Origin of the sequence: Gordonia sp. NPDC058843, from assembly GCF_042743165.1 — a bacterium.
Lineage (GTDB): Bacteria > Actinomycetota > Actinomycetes > Mycobacteriales > Mycobacteriaceae > Gordonia.
In genome coordinates this window covers 92,684-116,600 of sequence record NZ_JBHYNC010000006.1, presented here as the reverse complement: position 1 = coordinate 116,600, position 23,917 = coordinate 92,684, and the positions used below count along the sequence as shown (strand labels likewise).

22 protein-coding genes and 1 pseudogene are annotated in these 23,917 nt (G+C 66.8%); 14 read left to right on the top strand and 9 right to left on the bottom strand.

The genetic code is table 11. The annotated features are described in order from the left end of the window. Nucleotides 1–5 precede the first annotated feature (5 nt). Nucleotides 6–857 (top strand): ABC transporter ATP-binding protein, encoded by an 852-nt coding sequence (locus tag ACFW3F_RS06580; protein WP_388055512.1) that lies wholly within the window; start codon nt 6–8, stop codon nt 855–857. Further along, entirely contained in the window at nt 854–1,774 is a 921-nt protein-coding gene (locus tag ACFW3F_RS06575; RefSeq protein WP_388055510.1) for a glycosyltransferase, read from the top strand. The genes ACFW3F_RS06580 and ACFW3F_RS06575 overlap by 4 nt, the downstream gene beginning before the upstream one ends. A gap of 409 nt (nt 1,775–2,183) precedes the next feature. Here the strand turns inward: ACFW3F_RS06575 and ACFW3F_RS06570 are convergent, their stop codons facing one another. Together ACFW3F_RS06570 and ACFW3F_RS06565 are read right to left on the bottom strand one after the other, a co-directional pair. Further along, on the bottom strand, nt 2,184–3,620 hold the full coding sequence (locus tag ACFW3F_RS06570) for a DHA2 family efflux MFS transporter permease subunit (RefSeq protein WP_388055508.1): 1,437 nt from the start codon (nt 3,618–3,620) through the stop codon (nt 2,184–2,186). Then, on the bottom strand, nt 3,605–4,432 hold the full coding sequence (locus tag ACFW3F_RS06565) for an acyl-CoA thioesterase (RefSeq protein WP_388055678.1): 828 nt from the start codon (nt 4,430–4,432) through the stop codon (nt 3,605–3,607). Before ACFW3F_RS06565 ends, ACFW3F_RS06570 begins: the two co-directional genes overlap by 16 nt. Nucleotides 4,433–4,486: 54 nt before the next feature. On the opposite strand from ACFW3F_RS06565, the gene ACFW3F_RS06560 reads away from it, so the two are divergent. Then, nucleotides 4,487–5,008, top strand: a complete 522-nt coding sequence (locus ACFW3F_RS06560; RefSeq protein ID WP_388055506.1) for a winged helix-turn-helix transcriptional regulator — start codon at nt 4,487–4,489, stop codon at nt 5,006–5,008. Nucleotides 5,009–5,056: 48 nt separating this feature from the next. Beyond that, complete coding sequence (locus tag ACFW3F_RS06555; protein ID WP_388055676.1) at nt 5,057–5,935, top strand: TIGR03619 family F420-dependent LLM class oxidoreductase; 879 nt, start codon at nt 5,057–5,059, stop codon at nt 5,933–5,935. 12 nt (nt 5,936–5,947) lie between these two features. On the opposite strand, the gene ACFW3F_RS06550 is transcribed toward ACFW3F_RS06555, so the two are convergent. Both ACFW3F_RS06550 and ACFW3F_RS06545 read right to left on the bottom strand, forming a co-directional pair. Continuing rightward, nucleotides 5,948–6,490 carry a GtrA family protein gene (locus ACFW3F_RS06550; protein WP_388055504.1) on the bottom strand — a complete coding sequence of 181 codons (543 nt, stop codon included), beginning with the start codon at nt 6,488–6,490 and terminating at the stop codon, nt 5,948–5,950. Between the two features lie 23 nt (nt 6,491–6,513). Then, complete coding sequence (locus ACFW3F_RS06545) at nt 6,514–7,344, bottom strand: aldo/keto reductase (protein WP_388055502.1); 831 nt, start codon at nt 7,342–7,344, stop codon at nt 6,514–6,516. Nucleotides 7,345–7,405: 61 nt separating this feature from the next. Between ACFW3F_RS06545 and ACFW3F_RS06540 the strand changes: the two genes are divergently transcribed. Next, on the top strand, nt 7,406–8,983 hold the full coding sequence (locus ACFW3F_RS06540; RefSeq protein ID WP_388055501.1) for a phytoene desaturase family protein: 1,578 nt from the start codon (nt 7,406–7,408) through the stop codon (nt 8,981–8,983). Nucleotides 8,984–8,986: 3 nt separating this feature from the next. Here the strand turns inward: ACFW3F_RS06540 and ACFW3F_RS06535 are convergent. The 4 genes and pseudogenes from ACFW3F_RS06535 to ACFW3F_RS06520 form a co-directional block, all read right to left on the bottom strand. Then, nucleotides 8,987–11,937, bottom strand: a pseudogene (locus ACFW3F_RS06535) (RND family transporter). A gap of 29 nt (nt 11,938–11,966) precedes the next feature. Further along, nucleotides 11,967–12,410 carry an MmpS family transport accessory protein gene (locus ACFW3F_RS06530; protein WP_388055499.1) on the bottom strand — a complete coding sequence of 148 codons (444 nt, stop codon included), beginning with the start codon at nt 12,408–12,410 and terminating at the stop codon, nt 11,967–11,969. Nucleotides 12,411–12,614: 204 nt separating this feature from the next. Then, the gene (locus ACFW3F_RS06525) at nt 12,615–13,514 is read right to left on the bottom strand and encodes an arginase family protein (RefSeq protein WP_388055497.1); all 900 of its coding nucleotides are present in this window, start codon (nt 13,512–13,514) and stop codon (nt 12,615–12,617) included. A 22-nt stretch (nt 13,515–13,536) separates the two neighbouring features. Then, a complete protein-coding gene (locus tag ACFW3F_RS06520; protein ID WP_388055495.1) occupies nt 13,537–13,854 on the bottom strand; it encodes a hypothetical protein in 318 nt (105 codons plus the stop codon). Between the two features lie 208 nt (nt 13,855–14,062). Between ACFW3F_RS06520 and ACFW3F_RS06515 the strand changes: the two genes are divergently transcribed. The 5 genes from ACFW3F_RS06515 to ACFW3F_RS06495 all read left to right on the top strand — a co-directional run bounded on the left by ACFW3F_RS06515 (nt 14,063) and on the right by ACFW3F_RS06495 (nt 17,453). Beyond that, the gene (locus ACFW3F_RS06515; RefSeq protein WP_388055493.1) at nt 14,063–14,923 is read left to right on the top strand and encodes a bile acid:sodium symporter family protein; all 861 of its coding nucleotides are present in this window, start codon (nt 14,063–14,065) and stop codon (nt 14,921–14,923) included. Between the two features lie 15 nt (nt 14,924–14,938). Next, nucleotides 14,939–15,565, top strand: a complete 627-nt coding sequence (locus ACFW3F_RS06510; protein WP_388055491.1) for a TetR/AcrR family transcriptional regulator — start codon at nt 14,939–14,941, stop codon at nt 15,563–15,565. Between the two features lie 122 nt (nt 15,566–15,687). After that, nucleotides 15,688–16,191: a MarR family winged helix-turn-helix transcriptional regulator gene (locus tag ACFW3F_RS06505; protein ID WP_388055489.1), complete on the top strand. Its 504-nt coding sequence runs from the start codon at nt 15,688–15,690 to the stop codon at nt 16,189–16,191. Between the two features lie 134 nt (nt 16,192–16,325). Beyond that, nucleotides 16,326–16,739 (top strand): DUF5313 domain-containing protein, encoded by a 414-nt coding sequence (locus ACFW3F_RS06500; RefSeq protein WP_388055487.1) that lies wholly within the window; start codon nt 16,326–16,328, stop codon nt 16,737–16,739. A gap of 153 nt (nt 16,740–16,892) precedes the next feature. Further along, on the top strand, nt 16,893–17,453 hold the full coding sequence (locus ACFW3F_RS06495) for a peroxidase-related enzyme (RefSeq protein ID WP_388055485.1): 561 nt from the start codon (nt 16,893–16,895) through the stop codon (nt 17,451–17,453). 49 nt (nt 17,454–17,502) lie between these two features. On the opposite strand, the gene ACFW3F_RS06490 is transcribed toward ACFW3F_RS06495, so the two are convergent. After that, the gene (locus tag ACFW3F_RS06490) at nt 17,503–18,411 is read right to left on the bottom strand and encodes a diiron oxygenase (protein ID WP_388055483.1); all 909 of its coding nucleotides are present in this window, start codon (nt 18,409–18,411) and stop codon (nt 17,503–17,505) included. A 178-nt stretch (nt 18,412–18,589) separates the two neighbouring features. Here ACFW3F_RS06490 and ACFW3F_RS06485 point away from each other — a divergent pair, with 178 nt between their 5' ends. Genes ACFW3F_RS06485 through ACFW3F_RS06470 form a run of 4 tightly spaced genes read left to right on the top strand, consistent with a single transcriptional unit; the run spans nt 18,590 to nt 23,828 of the window. Beyond that, nucleotides 18,590–20,014 (top strand): FAD-binding protein, encoded by a 1,425-nt coding sequence (locus tag ACFW3F_RS06485; protein WP_388055481.1) that lies wholly within the window; start codon nt 18,590–18,592, stop codon nt 20,012–20,014. Nucleotides 20,015–20,070: 56 nt separating this feature from the next. Next, complete coding sequence (locus tag ACFW3F_RS06480; protein ID WP_388055479.1) at nt 20,071–20,832, top strand: decaprenylphospho-beta-D-erythro-pentofuranosid-2-ulose 2-reductase; 762 nt, start codon at nt 20,071–20,073, stop codon at nt 20,830–20,832. A gap of 27 nt (nt 20,833–20,859) precedes the next feature. Next, nucleotides 20,860–23,031 carry an arabinofuranosyltransferase gene (locus ACFW3F_RS06475; RefSeq protein ID WP_388055674.1) on the top strand — a complete coding sequence of 724 codons (2,172 nt, stop codon included), beginning with the start codon at nt 20,860–20,862 and terminating at the stop codon, nt 23,029–23,031. A 5-nt stretch (nt 23,032–23,036) separates the two neighbouring features. Continuing rightward, the gene (locus tag ACFW3F_RS06470; protein WP_388055477.1) at nt 23,037–23,828 is read left to right on the top strand and encodes an MBL fold metallo-hydrolase; all 792 of its coding nucleotides are present in this window, start codon (nt 23,037–23,039) and stop codon (nt 23,826–23,828) included. Nucleotides 23,829–23,917: the final 89 nt, after the last annotated feature.

Here is a 23,917-nt window from a genome sequence, read left to right as displayed (position 1 = left end):
AATCGATGGCCAGAAACAACGATCTCGACGACCGGGTCCGCGTGGACACGTGGGACGCGTGCGTGGACTTCCCGATCTTCGACGCCAAGACGCGTTCCCTGAAGAAGTCGGTGATCGGCGCGGCCGGCGGCGTGATCGGCTCCACCGAGTCGAATGTGGTGGTCGTCGAGGCGCTCAAAAACATCAACCTGCACCTGAAACACGGCGACCGGGTGGGTCTGGTCGGACACAACGGCGCAGGCAAATCCACGTTGCTGCGCCTGCTGTCGGGCATCTACGAACCCACTCGCGGCGCCTGTCGTGTGCACGGCCGCGTCGCTCCCGTCTTCGACCTCGGCGTCGGCATGGACCCGGAGATCTCCGGCTACGAGAACATCATCATCCGCGGCATGTTCCTGGGCATGACCCGCAAGGAGATGCTCAAGAAGATCGACGACATCGCTGAGTTCACCGAGCTCGGCGACTACCTGCAGATGCCGCTGCGGACCTACTCCACCGGTATGCGGGTGCGTATCGCACTCGGCGTGGTGACGTCGATCGACCCTGAGATCCTCATCCTCGACGAGGGCATCGGCGCCGTCGACGCCGACTTCATGCGCAAAGCGCGTGGGCGGCTCCAGGCGCTCGTCGAACGGTCCGGAATCCTGGTGTTCGCCAGCCATTCCAACGAGTTCCTGGCCCAACTGTGCGACCGCGCCCTGTGGATCGACCACGGTCAGATCCGGATGGAGGGCGGCATCGAGGAGGTCGTCGGCGCGTACGAGGGCCCCGACGCCGCGGCGCACGTCCGGCGGGTGATCGCCGATCTCGAGAAGTCCGATCGGCGCGATGCGGACACCGCGGGGCCGGCCGAGTGAGCGACGGCATCGGCGCCCCGAAGATCATCGCGGTGGTGGTCACCCACCGTCGTGTCGAGCTTCTCGCCGAGTCGCTGGCCGTCGTCGCCGGGCAGGACCGCCCCGTCGACCACCTCATCGTCGTAGACAATGCCGACGAGCCAGCGGTTGCCGAACTCGTTGCCGCGCAGCCTGTTCCGACAACCTATTTCGGTTCCCAGCGCAACCTCGGCGGCGCGGGCGGATTCGCCCTCGGCATGCTGCACGCACTCGCCCTCGGTGCCGACTGGGTCTGGTGCGCCGACGACGACGGGCGCCCCGACGGGCCGACGGTGCTCTCCACGCTGCTCGACTGCGCCGCGCGACATCAGCTCGACGAGGTGTCGCCGGTGGTCGCCAACCTCGACGACCCGGACACCCTCGCCTTCCCGCTGCGACGTGGACTCGTGTGGCGCCGGAAGCGGTCGGAACTCTTTGCCGACGGTGAGACGCAAGACGACGACCTGCTGCCGGGCATCGCATCATTGTTCAACGGTGCGCTGTTCTCCGCACATTGCCTCGAGCAGGTGGGCGTTCCGGATCTGCGACTGTTCTTCCGCGGCGACGAGGTCGAGGTGCACCGTCGCCTGGTGCGTTCGGGTGTGCGCTTCGGAACGTGCCTGCGCGCCGGCTACCTGCACCCGGACGGTTCGGCGGAGTTCCGACCGATTCTCGGCGGGCGCATGCACACGCAGTACCCGGACAACGCCACCAAGCGCTTCTTCACCTACCGCAACCGCGGCTATCTGATGAGCCAGCCCGGGTTGCGGCGGTTGCTCCCCCAGGAGTACGCCCGGTTCGGCTGGTTCTTCCTTGTGCAGCAACGTGATCCGAAGGGCTTCGCCGAGTGGGTACGCCTCCGCGGCCTCGGCCGTCGGGAGCGGTTCACGCGTCCCTGATCTTTAATCACTGGGGCCCGTTGCAGCAGGACCCTCCCGCTCCACTTCCTGAGGTGCGTGCCGGGCGCACCCCCTTCTGCTCCCTGAGGTGCGAGCGAAGCGAGCCACGAAGGGCCTCGCAACGTGAACCCGCCTGTCCCACCAGGCCCTTCGAGGCTCGTCGCTTGCGCTCCTCGCACCTCAGTATCTGCGGCCTGGCGGCTGTCGTGGACCACGAAAGAACACTCGTGAGTGTCCGAAATCCATGCTCCCTGAGGTGCGAGCGAAGCGAGCCTCGAAGGGTCTCGCAACGTGTCTCACCAGGCCCTTCGAGGCTCGTCGCTTGCGCTCCTCGCACCTCAGGGAGCAGGGGTTATGCGGTTCTCTCGGATTAGGGACCAGGGGTTATGCGGTTTTTTCGAATTAGGGGTCAGGGGGCTATGCGGTTCTTACCGTCGCGCGGGGTCATCCCCAACGCCGAGATCGCTCCCAGCGCAGCGATTCCGGCGAGCACCCACCACGCCGTCAGGAACGAGTCGTGCACATCGGCATACACGGCCGAGGTACCGATGATCGCGACCAGCAGGCTGACGCCGAGGGACATGCCGATCTGACGACTCATGTTGACCACCGCGCTCCCGGTGGCCGCTTGGTCGGCGGGTAGGTCGGCCGTCGCCGAGGCAAGTATCGACGGCAGCGCGAACCCCACTCCGACACCGCCGATCAGCCAACCCGGCAGGAACTCGGTGACGAAGTCCGGAGTGGCATCGACCGACAATGCGATCAGTGCTGACCCGATCGCGAACAGGGCACAACCGACAGCCACGAGACGTCCCACCGGGACCCGCGCACTGAGGCGATGGGACACCGCCGCGAAGATCGGGACCATCAGCGGTCCGGTCGACACCGCGAGTCCCGTCGCAATCGGCGAGAATCCCCAGACCTGCTGCAACCAGAGGATGTTCGCGAGAAGCGCGCCGGCGAACGGGATGGAGAACAACAGCATTGTCAGATTGGCCACGGAGAAGGCACGGATCCGCAGCAGCGCCGGCGAGATCACCGGTTCGGGATGGCGTGCCGAACTGAGGACGAAACCGGCGAGCGCGACCACCGCGACGATCCATGCACCGGTGATCCGGGCGTCCGACCAGCCCCACTCACTCCCCTGGACCAGTCCCAGTGTGAGTGCTCCCACCGAGACGACCAGCAGGATCGCCCCGAGAGCGTCGGGAAATCCCCTCGCAGAGTCGTTTCGAGGGCGAGACAAGACGATCGCCCCCGCCACCAGCGCCGCCACCCCGACGGGCACGTTGACCAGGAACACCCACCGCCACGACGCCTCCACGAGGAGACCACCCACGGCCGGCCCGAAGGCCGCGGCGAGAGCGCCGGTGGCCGCCCAGATGCGCACCGACCGGGCACGACGCTCCGGCGGCAAGGTCGCCACGACCAATCCCAGACTTGCCGGTGTCAAGATCGCCGCCCCCAGCGCCTGGAGCGCTCGGAAGGCCACCAACCACCAGACGCCCTGCGCCGCAGCACATGCGGCACTCGCCGCGGTGAAGATCGCGAGCCCGAGCAGAAAGCCGCCTTTGCGGCCAAATCGGTCGACGATTCGACCTGCCGGAACCAGCAGTGCCGCATACAGAATGGCGTAGGCGTTCAGGATCCACGACATCTGCGACAGGGTTGCGCCGGCGAAGTCCGCACCGATGTCGTCGAAGGCCACGTTGACGATGAACACGTCGAGGCTGGCCATGAACGCCGCCCCGGACAGGATGAGCAGGACGATGCCCGGACGCGCGACTGCCGGTGTCGGCGTTGCCGGATCGCGTTCGCTGCGAGCGACAGTCATCGGACCGGCCATCCGAGGACGCGTCGGCTCTGACGTGCGGAGGCGAGGAGCCGACCGTCACGGTCGCGCAGCGTGGTGTCGTCGACCGACCAACCGCCGGATGTCGAGGTGTTACGCGTGTGGACGAGGACCGGCGCCGGAGTGGCATTGTCCAGCGGCGCCGTCACGTGCAAAGAGAGCGTGACCGTCGGAAGTGCCAGCGGCGCAGTCAGAGTCGGGAAGACCGCGGGCGGCAGACAATCGGCGAGCAGGGCGAGGTACGCGGCGTCGACGACCATCGGGGTGCGGGTGCTGATCCAGGCCCGCATCCAGGGCTCGCTCGCGCCGGTGAGCGGCAGCGGACCGTCGACGGGCCGCAGGTCGAGATGCGCACCCATCGGCACGATCTCCGGCGGGATGACGAAAGGGTCCAGACCTTCCGGGCCGGGAAAGCCTGCCACCCGATCCACGACATCCGTGGGTCCGGGCTCCCCCACCCGGCCGGCCATGACCGAGGCTGTCGCGATCTCGCTGCCCGCCTGGGTGACCGCGACATCGACGACCCTCGTGTGTCGACCGACCTCCCGGACCGACGGCGTCAGGATCAGATCCCCGCCGTCGGGCTTGCCGACGAATCGCAGATCCGCGGAGCGCACCGATGCGCTCGGTACTGCTGCGGCAGCCACCCGGACGGCCAGGGCCGCGATGGCCCCGCCGTGCGGTCCCGACCATCCCCACCAGGTGGGCTCGATCGTCGCCGACCATCGGCCCCCGGACAGCGGAGTCGCACCGAAACTGTCCATCAATCCATCGTCGACAGGCGCCTGCCTGCTGAGTTGCTTCACGCAACTCATGCAAGCAGGTTGAGTTGCATCACGCAACCCACTATCCTCGAATGCATGCGCCGCGCCTCGTTCGCCGATATGAACTGCTCGATCGCCCAGACGCTCGAGATCGTCGGGGAATGGTGGACGCTGCTCATCGTGCGCGACGCGATGTTCGGCGTGACGCGGTTCGACGAGTTCTCGACGCGACTCGGCATCGCACGGAACGTGTTGACCCAGCGACTGGACACACTTGTCGAACACGACGTCCTGACGAAGGAGCCGTATCAGGACAATCCGGTGCGCTACGACTACCGCCTCACCGAGAAGGGTCGGGACCTCTGGACGGTGTTGGCCGCCTTGCGCCAGTGGGGTGACCGATGGACCGCGGAGGACGGCGCGCCAGTGGTGTCGACACATACGTGCGGCCAGACGATGACCGTCGAACCGACATGCTCGGCGTGCGGCGAGCGGATCGGCCGCGGTGAACTCCGCGTGCACCCGGGGCCCGGCGCCACCGCAGACAACCCACTCGCCGAACTTCGCCGATCACCACGCCGACCTGCGACGATTCCGAACCGGGTGCCGCCTAACTAGAACGTGTTCTACTGTGAGGGCAGTTTTACTGTCGTCCCGAGGAGCATGATGCGGTTCACTTTCGCCGAGGCCATGACCGATCCGTCGTACTACGCGCCGCTCGCGCAGGCCGCCGAGTCAGCCGGGTACGCCGGCTTCACCATTCCCGATTCGCTCGCCTACCCCGAGGAGTCGGACGCGAAGTACCCCTACACCCCGGACGGCAATCGCGAGTTCCTCGACGGCAAGGCGTTCATCGAGACGTTCATCCAGGCGGCGGCGCTCGGCGCCGTCACCTCGACCATCCGCTTCACCCCGTTCGTGGTGAAGCTCCCGGTCCGGCCGCCTGCGCTGGTGGCCAAGCAGGCCAGCTCGGTGGCGTACCTGACGAACAACCGCTTCGCGATGGGCGTCGGCACCAGCCCTTGGCCCGAGGACTACGACTTCATGGGCGTGGACTTCCGCCGTCGAGGTAAGCGGATGGACGAGTGCATGGACATCATCCGCGGACTCACCACCGGCGAGTACTTCGAGTTCCACGGCGAGTTCTACGACATCCCGAAGATCAAGATGACGCCTGCTCCCACCGAACCCATCCCCCTCCTGGTGGGCGGGCACGCCGATGCCGCGCTGCGTCGTGCGGTCATCCGCGGTGACGGCTGGATGCACGGCGGCGGACCGCCCGAGGAACTCGACACCCTTCTCGACCGTATCGCCGAGATCCGCAAGGAGGAGGGCAAGACCAACGACCCGTTCGAGATCCACGTGATCTCGATGGACGCGTACTCGGTCGACGGTTGTAAGCGATTGGAGGACAAGGGGATCACCGACGTGATCGTCGGCTTCCGGTTGCCGTACGTCATGGGCGAGGACACCGAGCCGCTGCAGACCAAGATCGATCACCTGAACTGGTACGCAGACAACGTGATCGCCAAGGTCAACGGCTGACCACGCGAAAGATCAGCGGATCTTGAAGATGACCACCCGCTGGACCACGAAATTGATGACCGTGGCGACGCCCTGCGCGATGACGAAGGCGATCGCCGAGTACACCGCGGTCTCCTCCCACAGATGCGACAACCAGCTGTAGAGGCCGACATTCACCGCGAAAGTCACCGCATAGAGACAGACGACGGCGATGAAACGCGCCGTACTCGGCTCGGCACGGAACGTCCAGCGCCGATTGATCAGGTAAGCCGTCGTCGTCCCGAGGATGAAACCGCCGGCCTTCGCCACTCCGCCGGGAACGCCGACGACGTACTGCAGGAACATCGTGAGGGCATAGTCGAGGACCGCGGACCCCGCGCCGGTCACGACGAAGCGGATCAGCTGGGTCTTCAGATCCGCGTCGGTCGACGCCTCCTCGTCGTCGAGGGGCAGCTCCATCGGCATCGGCGCATGCCGGGTGGCGAAGTCCTCGTGACGCGGGTGGTCGGCGTCGTGGACGTTGCTGTCAGCGCCGACGGCGTTCTCGTCGTGGTCACCGGGATCGGGTCGAGACACGGTGACACCCTAGCCGAGACCGGTCAGAACTCTTCGTCGACGTCGGAGTCGCGGGCGGCGCGTTCACCGCGGTCGAGGGTGGCCAGCTCGGCCAGATCGGCAGCATCGAGGGCGAAGTCGAAGAGGTCGGCGTTCTCGACCTGCCGGCCGGTGTGCGACGACTTCGGGACGACGCCGATCCCGTTCTGCACCGACCACCGCAGTGCGACCTGCGTGGGCGACTTTCCGTACTTGCGTGCGATCCGGAGTATGACCGGGTCGGCGAGCAGACCTTCCTTGCGACCGGTGGGATGCCAGGCCTGCGCGTGGATGCCTTTGTCAGCCATGAACTCCCGGAGCTCGGTACGCGGCAGGACGGGTGAGCACTGGATCTGGTTGAGGACGGGCCACCGCCCGGTCTCGTCGAACAGCATCTGCAGGTGATGCTGCTTGAAGTTCGAGACCCCGGGCGTGCGGACGTAGCCCTCATCGGCGAGCGTGAGCAGCGCCTTCCAGGAGTCGACCGTGCGTCCGAGACTCGGGCAGGGCCAGTGGATGAGGTAGACGTCGATGTGCGCGACGCCCAGCCTCCGGGCGCTCTCCTTGGCCGCATTGATCGCCTCGTCGAACCCCTGGTCGCCGCCACCCAACTTGGTCTGCACCACGATGTCCTCGCGCGCGACTCCGGTGCCGTGTAGGCCCATCCCGACGCTCAGCTCATTGCTGTACCGGGGCGCGGTGTCGAGGAGCCGGTATCCGGACTTGATCGCCGAGCCGACGGCGCCGACACACGGCCGGCCCAGCATGTTGTAGGTGCCGAGCCCCACCAGGGGGATCGAGGTTCCGTTGCTGAGCTCGACAGAGGGGATGTCCACCCGATCAGGATATGTCGACAACCACAGCCCGCGCGGTATGTCGATCTGGAACGCTGGACCGATGGGCACCGCAGACGACGCGTCGTACGACGACATCGTGGTGGGCGCGGGCCACAACGGCCTGACCGCCGCCGCCTACCTCGCCCGCGCCGGACGGCGTGTGCTGGTCCTGGAGAGGGCCGACCATGTCGGCGGCGCCACCGTGTCCGCTACGCCGTTCGCCGGCCTCTCTGCGCGAGTGTCGCGGTATTCGTACCTGGTCTCGCTGATGCCGCGTGAGATCATCGCCGATCTCGACCTCGACATCTCCCTCATCCGTCGGCGCTACTCCTCCTACACGCCACTGCCATCGGACCCGGCGCGCGGCATTCTCGTCGACAACGTCGACGACGAAGCGACGGCCGCGTCGTTCCGGCGGGTGACCGGCTCCGAGGCCGTCTTCACCGCGTGGCAGTCGTTCTACCGCCGCCTCGGCGTAGTCGCCGAGCACGTGTTCCCGACCATGACCCAACCCCTACGCACCGCAGCCGAGATGCACGACCTCGTCGTCGGGACCGACACCTCGACCGCCGAACTGTGGGAAGCACTCACCACGCTGCCGCTGGGCGCGCTTCTGCGCCAGTACTTCGACGACGACCTCGTCCGCGGGATCGCTGCCACCGACGGACTCATCGGCACCTTCGCCGACCTGGACGATCCGTCCCTGCGCCAGAACATCTGCTTCCTGTATCACGTGATCGGTGGCGGAACCGGGGACTGGGACGTTCCGGTCGGCGGGATGGGTGCGGTATCGGGTGCGCTGTATCAGGCGGCGACCTCCGCGGGCGCCGACATCATGACGGGCGTCGAGATCACCGGCGTCGACCCGGCGGACGGAACCGTCGAGACGACGAACGGTACCTTTCGCGGCTCGATGCTCTACGCGGCGTGCGCGCCGCAGGTGTTCAACACCTTCCTCGACGGGGCGCCGATCCCCTGTGAACCCGAGGTCCGCGGATCGCAGTTCAAGATCAATCTCCTGCTCGATCGGCTGCCACGGCTGCGCGACGGGTCGGTCTCGCCCACGGCAGCGTTCGCCGGGACCTTCCACATCAACCAGACCGCCTCCCAGCTGCATGACGCATGGCGTCAGGCGAATCGCGGTGAGGTGCCCGCTCTCCCACCCTGTGAGATCTACTGCCACACCCTCTCCGACCCGTCGATCCTAGGGCCCGAACTCGCGGGCAAACACACACTGACACTGTTCGGATTGCACATGCCACCGGAGGTGTTCGACGAACCCGGTGCCGTCGAACATGCCGTCGGGGCGACCTTCGCATCCCTCAATGCAGTACTGCAGGAACCGATCCAGTCGGTCATCGCCCACGATCTGAACGGCCGACCGTGCATCGAGGCGAAGACGCCGCAGGACCTCGAGGACGCCGTCGGACTGCCCGGCGGGCACATCTTCCACCGACCGCTGCAGTGGCCGTGGGCCGAGACCGCCTCCGAAGTCGGCCGGTGGGGTGTGGAGACCCCTCATCCGCGACTGTTGTTGTGCGGCGCGGGCGCTCGTCGCGGTGGCGGGGTCAGCGGCATCCCGGGACGCAATGCCGCGGCTTCAGTCCTGGGCGAGGACGCGCTCGAGTTGCCGCGGTAGGAGTCACACGCGCCCCTCGCCGACAGGAACCGTCTCCGCAGCGGCCGCGGTCGATCGTTGCGGCTGGCGCGCCGGTAGCGACACGAACGGTGTCGGCCACCAGAACCACCGGCCCGACAGTCGCGCGATCGCCGGCATGACAAGGGTCCGGACGATCAGGGTGTCGATGAGGAGGCCGATGGCGACGGTCGTGCCGATCTGCGCGACGTTGTGGGCGTAGCTGGCGAGCATGGCCAGCATCGTGATGCCGAACGTGAGGCCGGCCTGGGTGACCACACTTCCCGTGCCGACCATGGCGCGGATCAGTCCGGTACCGCCGCCGGCCCCGTACTCCTCACGAAAACGACTGACCAGCAACATGTTGTAGTCGGCGCCGACGGCGACCAGGAAGGTGAACGCGATGGGGGCGACCGACCAGTGCAGCGGATTACCGATGAGGCCCTGCCACAGGAACACCGACACCCCCATCGCGGACAGATACGAGAGGCCGACGGTCCCGATCACCGCGAGCGCGGCAACGAGACTGCGCAGCAGGAACAGGACGACGCAGAACACGAAGGCGAAAGCGGCGACGACGATGGCGATGAAGTCCTCGTGCGCGAACGACTCGATGTTGAGGAGCGTGCCGCCGGGTCCGCCGATACTGACGGTCGATCCGGCCAGCGACGTGTTCTTGATCGCCGCGAGCGAGGTGGGGATCACCTCCGCGCTGACGTCCATCGCGTCTCGGCTGAAGCCCTCACGCTGCGGCGTGACGATCATCCGCGTCGCCTTGCCGTCGTCGGAGAAGTAGTACGGGATGCCGCTCTGGAAGAGCGGACTCTCCAACGCCTGGCTGGGCAGGAAGAAGCCACCGCCCGCGGGACTGCCTGCGGAGTACGCACCGCTGACCTCGTCGAGGAAGTCGGTGATCTCACCGACCTGCGGGAGCAGGGCACCCAGGGTCGTGCGCAACGGCCCGATCAGCTCACGGATCTGCGTGACCGTTGCACGCAGCGTCGGGATCTGTGCGGCTGCGGTGGGCAGGGCCCCGCTCAGGGACCGGGTGCCGCCGGCGAGATCGCGGACGGATTCCCGCAGTGCGGGAACGTCGTCGAGCACCGAGAGCCCGGTCAGCGCGGTGCGGCACGCGCCGACTTCCTGGCATCGCGGAATCGACGTGACGAGTCCACGCATCGGCGCGATCCCGGCCGACAGTTCGTCGACCTTGGCCAGCGTCGAATCGCTCGTCCGCTGGAGATTCGTGGTCGCCTCGGACAATGAGCCGGCTCCTGCCGCTCCCTGCCGAAGCGCGGTATCGACTCCGTCGATCGCGACGTCGAGGCGATCGACCGTTGCTCCGATCGCGTCGAGATCGGTGATGCGATCCCGCAGAAGCGAAGTCATCTGGCCGAAACGGCTGCCGACGTATCCCGCCTGAGAGGTCAAAGTGCCCTGGTCGAGTGTTTGTCCGAGCGGGCGGGTGATCCCCTGGACCGCGTTCACACCGTCGATCGAGGCGACCGCGTCCGTCATCTGCGCGAGGGCGATCAGATCGGCCGAATTGCGCATGTCATGGTCGATTCGACGATGAGCACGCTCGGCGCCATGATGTTCGGCGGCAGATGTCGATCGGCGGCAGCGAATCCCACGTTCGCGGGTGAGTCCGCCGGTTGGGCGCGGCGTTCGTTGTAGCTCGGCGCGTAGATCGAGAGCGGGATGATCATGACCGCGAGAACCGCGAGGGCCGCCGCGAGGACCGGCCCCGGCCAACGTGCGACGGTGGTCCCGATCCGGCGCCAGCGTCGCGGCGACGCCGACTCACGAGGCTCGACGAAGCCCAGTCGCGTCGTCACCGCGAGGACCGCCGGTCCGAGCGTGAGAGCCGCGGCAAGGGTGATGAGAATGGCTATGGTGCAGGGCAATCCCGAGGTGCTGAACATCGCCAGACGCGTCGCGGCCAGGCAGGCCATCGCACCCGCGACCGTCAGCGCCGACGCGATGACGATGTGCTGGACACCGGCCAGCGCGTCGTAATAGGCGTCCTCCCGGTCGCGGCCCTTTCGGCGGGCCTCCTGGTATCGGCCCACCAGGAAGATCCCGTAGTTGGTGCCGGCGCCGAGGACGATCACCGCCGACAGCGCAGCGGCGAAGATCGAGACCTTGATGATCTCGTTCTCGGCCAGGAAGGAGATCGTTGCGCGGGCCACCGCCAACGCCAGGCCCACGCCGAGCAGCGGGACCATCGCGGTGACCACGGATCGGTAGACGAGCAGCAATACGGCACCAACCAGCAACGCGCACACCGAGACCAACAGAATGATGGAGTCGTTGATGGCGACCATCTCGTCGTTGACGACGGCCGACGGTCCGGTGACGTGCACGTCGATGCCGGGTGGCGGCGTCGTCGCGGCGATCGTGTCGCGTGCGGACTGGGTCGACTCCATGGCCAGGGCAGTGCCCATGTTCCCGGCGAGGTTCACCAGGACGTAGGCAACATGGCCGTCGGAACTCTGTGCCGCCGGGGCAAGATCGGGGTTCGACCACAGGTCCATCGCGGAGTTGACGTGTTCGGTGTCCGCAGTCAGCTCCGCCAGCAACTCGTTGTAGTACGTCCGGGCTTCGGAGCCCAGGGGTTCGTCGCCCTCCATCAGAACGTAGACGAAATTGTTGCTGCCCCCACCGCCGAAGTATTCACCCATCTTGACCAGCGCCTGCACCGACGACGCCTCGTCGGGCAGGAAGGACTGCGCATGTTCGGTGACCGTCGATTCAAGTTGCGGTACAACGATGTTGAGGCCCGCGGCGATGAGCAGCCAGATGACGATGACCGGAATCGAGCAGGCATAGAGGAATCGGGCGAACCGTGGCCGCGAGGAGTTGGTGTCGCGTAGTACCTCGCGGCGCACAGGCCGCCGGATCTCCGCGGCGAGCCCCCGCCGAAGTCGAGCGAACCGTTCACGTGTGTTGGTCATCGACCGCTCCCCCGTCGTCCCGTTTTCACCTAGGCCACCGGGACCAGACAATTGGCGACCGTGCTGCCGTCGGCGCCCGAGCCGTTCTGCCGCACCCGCTCAAATCCGTTCACCCGCACCGCACATGACACCGCACCGCGGCCCGAGGACTGGGTCAGGACACCGACCGACGTCGTGAGTTCCCGCGTTCGGAGAACCACACGCCACGGAACCGACACCTTGTCGTCGACGACCCGGCCCCCGGGCTCGATGTAGGACACCCGCGCAGACGCACCCTCCGGCCCGGTCACGACGTACTCGATCGACTTGTCGCGCACAACGCCCGCCTGTGGCGCCGGTGGTGAATGCCCAATCGCCCGGTCGGGGATCTCACTCAACCGCAGTTTGCCCACGTAGAAGGCGGACACCGCCATGACCGCGATGACCACCAGAACGATCCACCACGAGCTACTGCGCGCACCGGACTTCTCCATCGGACCCCCATCGACATGAGGCGTCGAGGCGCGGCGACCAGGTCTTTCCTGGTCGTCCCGGCCGTCAGCCTGCCAGTGGCAGGGACTCTATATGTGACATCACTCGTTGGCAAGGTTTGGTGAGAGGTGGAGGATCGAGGGTCCGAGGAGGGTGGTGGGCAGACCGTGGCGGACCCGGCTGTCGACCAATCGCACCCGGGCCGCCTAGGCGGAGGCCAGTGCCGACGTGAGCGCCGACACGAGCCTGGGCACCGCGGTTCGATCCGCGGACGCGTGCGCGGGGTCCAACTGCCCGATCGACATCCCCCGACAATCGGGGTCTTGCAGGAGCGTGGCGAGGGCCTGTTCCAGGATCGTGATCGTCGGTCCGCTGTTGCGCCCGTTCACGTTCTCCGCGATCGGGGCGTCCAGGAAGTCGAGCACGTCGACGTCGAGGTGCACAACGAAGGGACCGGGGGTGAGAATGCTGCGCGCGTCGCGCGCGGCATTTCGGGGGTTGTCACAGAGCGTCGCCTGATCGATGATCGCGAGTTCGAGTTCAGCAGCCTGTTCGCGTTCCCACTCGGTTGTCTCCCGAGTCGTATCCACCCCGAGGTAGACCAGATCCGAAGGTTGCAGCAGCGGAGTGCGATTCGTCAGGCCGGCCAACTCCGGTGTGGCCCCGTCGAGGGCCAACGCGTGCGCCATACCCATCCAGCTCAGTGAACCCTCCGTCGTCGAGCGTGGGGTGTTGAGATCCAGATGGCGGTCCACGTAGACGATGCGTGGGCGCTGTCCGCCACGCGCCATCGCGGCACACAATCCGACGGCGACCGTACAGCTACCGCCGAGCACGAGCAGACGCTGCTCCGCCGCGAGCAGGCCGGCCGCAGCCGCGGAGAGCTCGATGAGTGCATCCACCTCTGCAGCCAGGTTCTGCGCGAACGGATTCTGGCGGTCCGGAAACCACAGCCGCGTGGTCAAATCTCCCGCGTCGACGACGTGCGCGCCTGCGGCACCCAGCTGCTCGATGAGGCCCGCATCTCGCAATGCGGCGGGTGCTCGTTCCACGCCCACGCAATAGGCGCCGGCACTACTCGGCACCCCCAATACTGTGATCTTCATCGAGTTCTCCCGCAGTCCCGGTTCAGTCACCCTCGATCTTCCGCGAATTCGCCCACCGGCGTCCGGGGTCACCGCCCCACGCATCCCAGGCCACACGTCCGGCAGTCGGGAAGCCGTCCTCGCCGTTGGTGAATCCGGTGGTGTCACAGTCCACTTCGTGACGGGAGAAGTAATTCCGCATCTTGCGGATCTGATCGTCGTCGACGTCCTTGCCCTCGGCCAGCTGGTGGGCCCGATGGCGGCCGGTGTCGGTGAACCCCGATCCTGCCTTGCCGTCGTCGATCCATCGGACCGCGCGCTGGGCCGCCTCCTGGACGTCCTTGGGTGGCTTGTGGCTCATCTGCCGGGCTCCTGTCGTCGGGTCAGTGCACCCCGCGTGCCCGTCCGAGCGAATCGTGAAACCCACCAGGACGATCACCTACCACCGTCGGCCGGGCGGGCGCCACGCCTACCGGACAACATCCCCATTTCGGGCGTGAGGTCGCGGCATCCGATGTTCACTGTGTCGGCCGGGAGTTCCCGGGTGAACCGTCCGACGGAAGGGCTTCATGAACGACTCGGCGCTCATCACCACCGGCCTGCCGATCGCGCTGGCGATCATCATGTTCGGATTGGGCCTGTCGCTCACCCCGGCCGACTTCGGACGCGTGGCCCGTTCGCCGAAGGCGATAACCGTGGCACTCGGGCTCCAGATCCTGGTGCTGCCGGCCATCGCGTTCGGCCTCGTCGTCGCCTTCGACGTCGACCCGTTGCTGGCGGTCGGCGTGATGCTGCTGGCCGCTTCTCCCGGCGGGACGACCGCGAACCTGTTCAGTCACCTCTTCCGCGGCGATGTCGCGCTCAACATCACCCTCACCGCGGTCAATTCGGTGCTCGCAGCCGTGACCATTCCGCTCATCACCAACTTCGCGATCGCATACTTCGCCGCAGACGGCCAGCTCGGGCTTCAACTGGGCAAGATCCTGCAGGTGCTCGCAGTGGTCCTCGTACCGGTCGCCATCGGGATGTTCGTACGGCATCGAGCGCCACGCTTCGCCGCCCGCGCCGACAAGCCGGTCCGGATCTTCTCCATCCTCGTGCTCGTCGTCGTCGCGGTCGGGGCGCTGATCGGCGAGCGCGACAATCTCGCCGAGTATGTCCGGCAGATCGGTCTCGTGACCGCGCTGTTCTGCCTCGCGAGCCTCACGCTCGGATACGCGGGAGCGCGACTGCTCCGTCTGGATCGCGGCCAGGCCATCGCCAGCTCGATGGAGGTCGGCATCCACAACACGACTGTCGCTCTGACCATCGCACTGAGCGTGCTCGGCAGCACCGAGGTCGCCATCCCCGCCGCTGTCTACTCGGTGATCATGTACCTCTTCGCCCCGGCCTTCGGCTACGCCGTCACACGCAGGCACCGCGAGGAGTGAGCCATAATCGCGAGCATGCAGAAGCCGGCTTGCCCCATACGACGCCGGACCGCGCCCGAGGTCCGAGAGGCTCTGCTCGTGGCGGCCGTGGCCGAGCTCGACGAGGCCGGCCCGGAAAAGGCGAGCCTGCGTGCCATCGCCCGCCGGGTGGGCATCACCCACCAGTCAGTGGCCCACCACTTCGCGGATCGCCGGGCGCTGTTCACCGCGGTCGCGCTGCGTGGGTTCGACAGTCTCCACGCCGAGCACACGCGGGCCCTCGATGAACTGGCCGACGACGCACCGCTGGGTGAGGCCGTCGCCACCCTCGGGCAGGTCTACGTCCGATTCGCACGCGACAACCGTGCAACCGTCACGCTGATGATGGGCTCGCGTCTCGTCGACAACAAGGCGCCCGACCTCGTCGCAGCACGCGCTCGCGGGTGGGAGCTGCACACGCGCACCGTCGCCGACGCCGCCGATCACGGATGGGGCGGCGGTGTACCCGGCAACCTCATCGCCGTCGCGACCTTCGCCATGGCGCACGGCCTGGCGGCCTTGGAGACCGACTTCGCCGACCAACTGCCCGACGGCACCGGTATCGAGGACCTGCTCTCTCTGGTCAACGCCGCGATCATCACTCCCCCGCAACACGATTCCTGATCGCAGGGTCCTGTCAGCCCGGCGACGACAACCAGAACGACACATCGGGACGCGCTGGGCACCGGCACCCGGCCGGTGATCACCCGAGCTTGCGGACCGTCGAGCGGCGGTACTCTTGTCCCGTGGGCGCCGACGCAGATGCCGATGACGGCACCGACTCCCTGAGCCTCGAGCGACAGGTGTGCTTTGCTCTTGCGGTCGCGAACCGCGCCGTCCTGGCCGTGTATCGGCCGGTCCTCGAACCCCTTGGACTCACCCACCCCCAGTATCTGGTGATGCTGGCGCTGTGGGACCGCGATCGCCGTCCCGGCGAGGACCGCACACCGCCGTCGGTGAAGGCCGTCGCCGAAACGCTCCAAATGGACTCGGCAACGCTGTCGCCGATGCTCAAGCGACTCGAGACCCAAGGGCTCATCGACCGCGCGCGCCGCCGGGGTGACGAGCGGACCGTCGAGGTGCACCTCACCGAGAATGGGCGTCGATTGCGAGACAAGGCTCTCACGGTGCCGCCCGCGGTGATTGCCCGACTGGGCGCCGACATCTCCGAACTCGAGGAGCTACGCGACGTCCTGACCAGGATAAACACTGCCGCTTTGGCGGCAGGTGCGCTCGCGCCCGAACCCTAGCGGGAGATGGGATTCGCACCCACTCGCCTTGACCGGCACGTTGAAACCCGACAATTAGTGGCGTAATACTTAGGGCACTAACTATACGGTCTGGCAGTAGGCACCCCAGGCGACGGGCAGAAGGCGGATATCCGATGGCGACACTGATGGATCACGCGGCGACACAGCGGCAGGTGAGGCCGGGTCCGTGGCAGTACGTCAAGTACGCCTACGGGGGCCGCCTGCCGCAATCGATGATCGAGTGGGTGACCGATGACCTGGTCGGCCCGCGAGCATCGGTTCGCATGGTCGTCCGATGGGCGATACCGTGCGTCCTCCTGGTGCTGCCGATGCTCTTTGTGCCGGGACCGATAGGTGTCCGGATCACGATGACCATGCCGATCCTTCTGTCGTACCTGTTCTTCTCGATCGCGCTCAATCGCGTGTACCGCCGCTACCGCCTCGTGCAACACGGACTCGACCCTGAGCTGATCAACAAACTCGAACGCGAGCGGAACTCCGACATGTACGACGAGTACTTCCGGAAGTACCGCGGGCAGTCGCGCTGACCGGTCCGCTCAGACGTGGGAATGATTCGTAGCAACCCCTTCTTCCGGGGGTGGCGAGTCGCGTCGCCGGGCGCGATCCTGAGCTTCTCGCACCGGTGAATCCAGTCGGTAGCGAACAGATCAGAGTCTGCCCTGCGACGGAAGGCCCTTCCCATGAGTACGAGTCGGTTCCCATTGGCCGAGCTTGCCGATCTGCCCTCCGATCTCCGCGAACGGATCGAGCCGATCGCGGCGAAGTCAGGTTTTGTCCCCAACATCTTTCGCGCACTGGGATACCGGCCGAACGAGTTGCGAGCCTTTTTGGACTACCACGACGTGCTGATGGAACAGCCGGGACCACTGTCGAAAGCCGAACGCGAACTGGTCGTGGTGGCCTCGTCCGGAGCGAACAGGTGCATCTATTGCGTCGTCGCCCACGGCGCCATTCTCCGGGTTCGCTCCAAGGACCCCCATCTGGCCGATCATGTAGCCACCAACCCTGCTCGCGCGGTTCTGGACAGTCGTCAGCGCGCGATCGTCGATCTCACCCTCGCCCTGACCAGGACGCCAGAACTGTTCGCGGACAGCGACATGGCTCGGGCGCGGTCGGCAGGGCTCACCGACGACGAGATCTGGGACGTCGGCGCGATCACCGCGTTTTTCGCCGCGTCGAACCGGCTCGCACATCTGACCTCGGTCACACCCAACGACGAGTTCTACGCCATGGGAAGGTGACTTCTGCCGCCGCAGCACGATTCGTGATCGCCAGGCCTGCTCCGAGCCGTCAGAGCATGTGGACCTTGCGGTAGATGCGCGCCGAGGGCCGGGTGAGCAGGCCGACATCGTCGAGGAAACCCATCAGGTGTGCGCAGCCCGACCGGACCATCGACTGAAAATGGTGGTTGCGGCGCATCTCCCCCACGGCGCGGCGGTGGTCCAGGCCGGCGTCGGCGTAGGCCTTCGGACGGACGAGGCTGACGAGTATGTAGGACACCGCCATCGCGGTGATCACCGAACTGAACTGTCGCCGAAACCAATTGGCCTGGCGCATGGACTGGCGGACCTCCTCGCGAGCGAACCGCATGTGACGGGACTCTTCCAGGACGTGGATCTCGTTGACGGTCCGGACGAGCGGGAGTACCCGCTCGTCGCGCATGCAGCCACGCTGCAGCACGTCCAGGACTTCCTCCGCAGCAAGGATTCCCGCGTAGGCGACCTCACTGCCCGCGACCCGCATGAACAGCTTGCCGAAGCGACCCAGACGCGGATGCGGCGTGTAGCTGGTCCCGGTCAGCTTGTACGAGGTCTTGGCGAACATCATCGAGTGTCGGCACTCGTCGGCGATCTCGGTCAGGGCGAACTGGAACTCGGGTCGGTGGTAGTCACCGAGGTACTGGTCCCGGATCACCATCTCCTGCAGCATCATCTCGAACCAGATGCCGATGCTCATGATCGACGCGGTCTCATGCCGGGTGAGGCTGATCCGCTGCTGCTCGGTCATCTCGTTCCAGTAGGCGGTCCCGTACAGCGTCGACCATTCCGGACTGCAGCCGTACTTGTCCGGCTCGAGCGGCGCATCCCAGTCGATCTCGGTCAGCGCATTGCGCGACAGCCGCGCTGCGGACGCCAACAGACGCTCGGACACCTCGTCGATTCCGTCATCGGAACGGGTCATATCTCTGAGCGCTTCCATGCCGGGCTCCTCGTCACACGTGGGACTACATCTGTGATGCATGCCACCACGGATGGTGCCATCAGTCAATGGTTCGTTTGCCGATGGCATCGACAGAGGTGGCCGACCGGGTGGAGGTCAGGCTCCGGCGCGGCATGACGGTCGGTACAGCGACCCCGCCCAGGTACCCTTTCTAGCGATGTCTACTGAAGAGTTGCTGCCGATCACGACCCGCAAGCTCGTGGGCTGGTCCCGCACCACCCCGATCGAGGGTCACGTCCTGTCCACGCCGTATCCCGAGGTCATCGCGGAGGCCGTGGCCCGTGTGGCCGACGACAACGCGGACAAGCCGGACTACCTCAAGCGCGGCGTGATCGCCCGCGGGCTCGGCCGCTCCTACAACGAGTCGGGCCAGAACAGCGGCGGTCTCACGATCGACATGACTCCGCTGACCAGGATCTATGCGATCGACGACGAGTCGGCCACGGTCGACGTCGACGCCGGCGTCTCCCTGGACACCCTCATGCAGGCAGCGCTCCCCCACGGCCTGTGGGTCCCGGTACTCCCGGGTACCCGGCAGGTGACGGTGGGCGGCGCGATCGCGCACGACATCCACGGCAAGAACCACCACAGCCAGGGCAGCTTCGGCAATCACGTCGTCGAGATGCAGCTCCTCGTCGCCGACGGCCGGGTCCTGACGCTCACCCCCGACGGATCGGCAGACGATCCATCCGGGGAGCTCTTCTGGGCGACGATCGGCGGCATCGGCCTGACCGGCATCGTGCTGCGCGCGACGATCCAGATGAAGCGCACCGAGAGCGCCTACTTCATCGCCGACACGGCCCGCACCGGTTCGCTGCAGGAGACCCTCGACCTGCACCTCCAGGACGGCTTCGAGGACGGGTACGAGTACGCCTCGGGCTGGTTCGACACGATCAGCGGACCGCCGAAGCTCGGCCGCGGCACCTTCTCCCGGGGCAACCTCGCCCGGGTCGACGAACTGCCCGAGAAATACCGCGACAACCCGCTGTCGTTCAACAACAAGCCGCTGGTGCGGTTCCCGGACATCTTCCCGCGTGGGCTCGCGAACAAGCTCAGCTTCTCCGCGGTCGGCGAGGCCTACTACCGAATCGGCCCGCCCAGCGAGGGCAAGGTCAAAAATCTCGCGCAGTTCTACCACATGCTCGACGTGTTCGGTGACTGGAACAACGCGTATGGACGCGGCGGCGGCTTCTGCCAGTACCAGTTCATCGTGCCCACCGGGAACGAGACCGAGTTCACCGCACTCATCGAGGACATCCAGGCGTCGGGCCACGTCAGCTTCCTCAACGTCATCAAGCTCTTCGGTGAAGGCAACCGAGCGCCGCTGAGCTTCCCGTTCAAGGGTTGGAACGTCTGCCTCGACTTCCCGGTCAAGGCCGGTCTCGCCGAGTTCCTCAACGACCTCGATCGCCGCGTGATGGCGATGGGCGGACGCCTCTACACCGCCAAGGACTCACGCACCTCGGCCGAGAGCTTCCACGCCATGTACCCGAAGATCGACGACTGGATCGCGACGCGTCGTCGTATCGACCCCAACCGGGTGTTCATGTCGGACATGGGCCGGCGACTCGAACTCGCCTGACTCCCAGCCTTTCCGACGCACCCCACCGACCTGCACGTCACCGAAAGCGAGTACACATGTTGAACGCCGTGGGCGCCCCGCAGTCCATCCTGGTCCTGGGCGGCAGCTCCGAGATCGGACTCGCCATCACCGCCGAATACCTCAGCAAAGGCCCGGCGCGGGTCATCCTCGCCACCCTGCCGGGCGACCCCACCGCCGCCGCGGCGGTGGAGAAGGCCAAGAACGCCGGCGCCACCGAGGTCACACAGATCGACTTCGACGCCCGTGCCACCGACACCCACCGGGCGGTCATCGACAAGGCGTTCGCCGACGGTGACGTGGACGTCGCGATCGTCGCCTTCGGCATCCAGGGTGACGACGAACAGGCCTGGCAGGACCACGGCCTCGCCGTCGCCGAAGCCGAGATCAACTACACCGCGGCGGTTTCCGTCGGCGTACTGCTCGGCGAGAAGATGAAGGCCCAGGGTCACGGCCAGATCATCGCCATGAGTTCGGTCGCCGGTGAGCGCGTCCGTCGCAGCAACTTCGTCTACGGTTCCACCAAGGCCGGCCTCGACGGATTCTACCTGGGACTCGGAGAGGCGCTGCGCCCCTTCGGCGCTCGCGTCCTCGTGATCCGTCCCGGCCAGGTGCGCACCCGGCTGTCGGCGCATGTCAAGGAGGCACCCCTCACGGTCGACAAGGAGGACGTGGGTCGCCTCGCGGTGGCCGCGGCCACCAAGGGCAAGGAGATCGTCTGGGTGCCGGGACCGTTCCGCTACATCATGATGGTGCTCCGCCACATCCCGCGCCCGATCTTCCGCAAGCTGCCGATCTGATCTGCAGCCGAGTCTGATTGCGACGTGATGAACCGACCTGACCCTTCGAGGCTCGCTCCGCTCGCACCTCAGGGAGCAGAGGGCGCCACCGCACCTCAGGGAACAGACGGGAACCCCACCACACCTCAAGGAGCAGAGGGCGCCACCGCACCTCAGGGAACAGAGGGGAACCCCACCGCGCCACAGGGAGCAGAAGGCGCCATCGCACCTCGAGGAGCAGAGGGGAACCCCACCGCACCTCAAGGAGCAGAGGGAAACCCCACCGCGCCACAGGGAGTGGGAAGGCGAACCGTCGTCCCTCTGCTGACGGCCGTGGTGGTCGGTGGCGTCGTGTCGATGGCGGGACTGACGGCCATCGGGACCGTCGACTGGCCTGCGTTCAACTCGTCGAATGTCACCCGGTCGCTGACGACTGCCGGGCAGGTGCTGGCGATCGCGATCCTCGTCGTGGCCGCACTGCTCTATCGCTACGGCAGGGCTCGCCTGCTGGTGCCGGTGCTGTCCGCGGCCGCGATGTCGGGGTTCGTCACCGTCACCATCGGAATGCCGCTGGGCGCAACACGTCTCTATCTGTTCGGGTTGTCGGTCGACCAGGAGTTCCGCACCGAGTACCTCACCCGGATGACGTCGAGCCCGCACCTCGCGGACATGACCTACACCGATCTGCCGCCGTATTACCCGGCCGGCTGGTTCTGGTGGGGAGGGCGCTTCGCCAACCTACTCGGGCAGCCAGGCTGGGAGGCCTACAAGACGTGGGCGATCGTCTCGATGGCAGTGGCGGCGGCGGTCGGCGTCATCCTGTTCATCCGGATGTTCGGCGCGGATCGCGGTGTCGCCCTTGGCCTCGCGGTCACAACCGTCACCCTGCTGTATGCCTCGCCGGAACCGTACGCGGCGATCCTCGTGCTGATCGGCGTTCCGATGCTGATCACACTGACCTACGCCCTGCGCGGCCGGACGAGAGCCGCCGACGGCCCGGTGGGACCGCTCTTCGGCACGACGAGTTGGCCTGCCGTGGTGGCTTCCGGTGTGTTCTTGGGCATCTCGGCCGCGACCTACACCCTGTACACCGGCTTGTTCGCACTGACCGCCATCCTGCTGGCCGGTTACTTCGCCGTGCAGGGCTGGCTGGGCGCGTCGAACAAGGCCACCCCGTCGGCGACCATCAAGAGCCGACGACGTGGCGTCGTGGTCGCGGTGGCCGGCCGCCTGGTCGCCGTCGGGGTCATCTCCGGTGTGATCGCCCTGCTCGTCTGGGCGCCCTACCTCTGGGCGCGGCTGACCAACAGCCCGGCCAGTGGTGGGACCGCCGAACACTATCTGCCCGAACGCGGCTCGGTGCTGCCGCTACCGATGTTCGGACTGAACCTCCTCGGCGCCATCACGATGATCGGCCTCCTCTGGATTCTGCTGCGCACCCGCACCCGCACCGTGGCCTTGGCGATGGGCGTCACCGTCGTCACCGTTTATCTGTTCTGCCTGCTGTCGATGCTCATGACCGCGTTGGGCACCACACTGCTGTCCTTCCGCCTCGAACCCATCCTGGTCGCCACGCTCAGCGCAGCCGGTGTCTTCGGCGTCGTCGATCTCGCGCACTGGGCGGTACGCCGCTTCGGCGATGTGCGAGTCGTCGTCGGTGCACTGGCCGTGCTCTCGGCGATCGCGATGGCGCAGGGCATCCCCGGGCATCTCGGCACCGAGATCACCACCGCCTACACCGACACCGACGGGTACGGCGAACGCGCCGATGCCCGCCCGGCCGGCGCGGAGTCGTATTTCGCGGGGTTGGACACGCTGATCGGTGAGCAGACCGGCAAGCCACGCACTGACAATGTCGTCCTCACCGCCGACTTCGGGTTCCTGTCGATCTACCCGTACTGGGGCTTCCAGGGACTCACGTCGCACTACGCGAATCCGCTCGCCGAATTCGACAAGCGCGCCGCCGCCATCGCGCGGTGGGCGGAGAGCGAGAACGCCGACCAGCTCGTCGATGCGCTCGACCGCTCGCCGTGGACACCCCCGAACGTCTTCCTGTTCCGGTACAGCGCAGACGGTTACACGCTCCGCCTCGCCGAGGACGTCTACCCCAACGACCCGAACGTCAAGCGCTACACGGTCACCTTCGACCCCACGGTCTTCGACGACCCGCGCTTCGAGGTCACCGAGCGCGGCCCGTTCGTCCTCGTCGTCCGGAAGTGACCGTGATGCGACTCCCGTTCCGCAACTCGCGTCCGATGACGATCACCCGGGTCGACGGTGATTCGTCGACAACGCATTTCGTGGCCACCGATGTCGTGAACTGGATCCTCCTGGAGGAGGACGGCGAACTGACGCTCATCGACGGCGGCTACCCGGGACAAGCCGATCAGGTCGTCGAATCGATCGAGCAGATCGGCCGCCGACCCGAGGACGTGCGCGGCGCGCTGCTCACCCACGCCCACGTGGACCACCTCGGCGGTCTCGTGACACTGCAGGCACGGTACGGGTTCGACGTCTACATGGACCCCGTCGAGGTGGATCACGCGCTGCGCCACCACCTCCAGCAGGCCAACGCGCTCGATCTAGCCCCGCAGGTCACGAATCCCCGCCTGTGGGCCTGGCTGGCCAAGACCACACCGCTCGGCGTGCTCAGTCGCGCGGGCCTCGCACAGGCATCGGCGTTCGCTGCCGGCACCGCAACCGATGAACGGCAACCGCTCGATCTGCCGGGTGCGCCCGTGCCGGTCGCCAGCCCCGGCCATACCGACGGTCACAGCGCCTACCTCGTCGCCGACGGCCGCGCCCTGGTGTCCGGTGATGCGCTGGTGAGCGGGCACGAGATCTCATCGATCACCGGTCCGCAGTGCATCCCATCGCTCTTCCAGCACGACGAGCCCACCGCACGACGCAGCGTCGAACGATTCACCGACCTCGACGCCGATGTCCTGCTCCCCGGCCACGGCCCGATCGACCGCGGTGGTGTCGCCGCTGCTGCGCGTGAGGCACTTTCGCGCTGAAGCCGGTCGCGGTCGGCATGATCCGTCGCATCGGGGACGACAGAGGTGCGTCGGGGTAAGGATTTCGGTTCGGCCGACGTTGCAGATTC

What these genes read in the sequence shown, in the direction of transcription:
- ACFW3F_RS06580 (WP_388055512.1), top strand. Translation starts at nt 6, where the DNA reads ATGGCCAGAAACAACGATCTCGACGACCGGGTCCGCGTGGACACGTGG.
- ACFW3F_RS06570 (WP_388055508.1), bottom strand. Translation starts at nt 3,620, where the DNA reads ATGGCCGGTCCGATGACTGTCGCTCGCAGCGAACGCGATCCGGCAACG.
- ACFW3F_RS06560 (WP_388055506.1), top strand. Translation starts at nt 4,487, where the DNA reads ATGCGCCGCGCCTCGTTCGCCGATATGAACTGCTCGATCGCCCAGACG.
- ACFW3F_RS06555 (WP_388055676.1), top strand. Translation starts at nt 5,057, where the DNA reads ATGCGGTTCACTTTCGCCGAGGCCATGACCGATCCGTCGTACTACGCG.
- ACFW3F_RS06540 (WP_388055501.1), top strand. Translation starts at nt 7,406, where the DNA reads ATGGGCACCGCAGACGACGCGTCGTACGACGACATCGTGGTGGGCGCG.
- ACFW3F_RS06530 (WP_388055499.1), bottom strand. Translation starts at nt 12,410, where the DNA reads ATGGAGAAGTCCGGTGCGCGCAGTAGCTCGTGGTGGATCGTTCTGGTG.
- ACFW3F_RS06525 (WP_388055497.1), bottom strand. Translation starts at nt 13,514, where the DNA reads ATGAAGATCACAGTATTGGGGGTGCCGAGTAGTGCCGGCGCCTATTGC.
- ACFW3F_RS06520 (WP_388055495.1), bottom strand. Translation starts at nt 13,854, where the DNA reads ATGAGCCACAAGCCACCCAAGGACGTCCAGGAGGCGGCCCAGCGCGCG.
- ACFW3F_RS06515 (WP_388055493.1), top strand. Translation starts at nt 14,063, where the DNA reads ATGAACGACTCGGCGCTCATCACCACCGGCCTGCCGATCGCGCTGGCG.
- ACFW3F_RS06510 (WP_388055491.1), top strand. Translation starts at nt 14,939, where the DNA reads ATGCAGAAGCCGGCTTGCCCCATACGACGCCGGACCGCGCCCGAGGTC.
- ACFW3F_RS06500 (WP_388055487.1), top strand. Translation starts at nt 16,326, where the DNA reads ATGGCGACACTGATGGATCACGCGGCGACACAGCGGCAGGTGAGGCCG.
- ACFW3F_RS06495 (WP_388055485.1), top strand. Translation starts at nt 16,893, where the DNA reads ATGAGTACGAGTCGGTTCCCATTGGCCGAGCTTGCCGATCTGCCCTCC.
- ACFW3F_RS06490 (WP_388055483.1), bottom strand. Translation starts at nt 18,411, where the DNA reads ATGGAAGCGCTCAGAGATATGACCCGTTCCGATGACGGAATCGACGAG.
- ACFW3F_RS06485 (WP_388055481.1), top strand. Translation starts at nt 18,590, where the DNA reads ATGTCTACTGAAGAGTTGCTGCCGATCACGACCCGCAAGCTCGTGGGC.
- ACFW3F_RS06480 (WP_388055479.1), top strand. Translation starts at nt 20,071, where the DNA reads ATGTTGAACGCCGTGGGCGCCCCGCAGTCCATCCTGGTCCTGGGCGGC.
- ACFW3F_RS06475 (WP_388055674.1), top strand. Translation starts at nt 20,860, where the DNA reads ATGAACCGACCTGACCCTTCGAGGCTCGCTCCGCTCGCACCTCAGGGA.
- ACFW3F_RS06470 (WP_388055477.1), top strand. Translation starts at nt 23,037, where the DNA reads ATGCGACTCCCGTTCCGCAACTCGCGTCCGATGACGATCACCCGGGTC.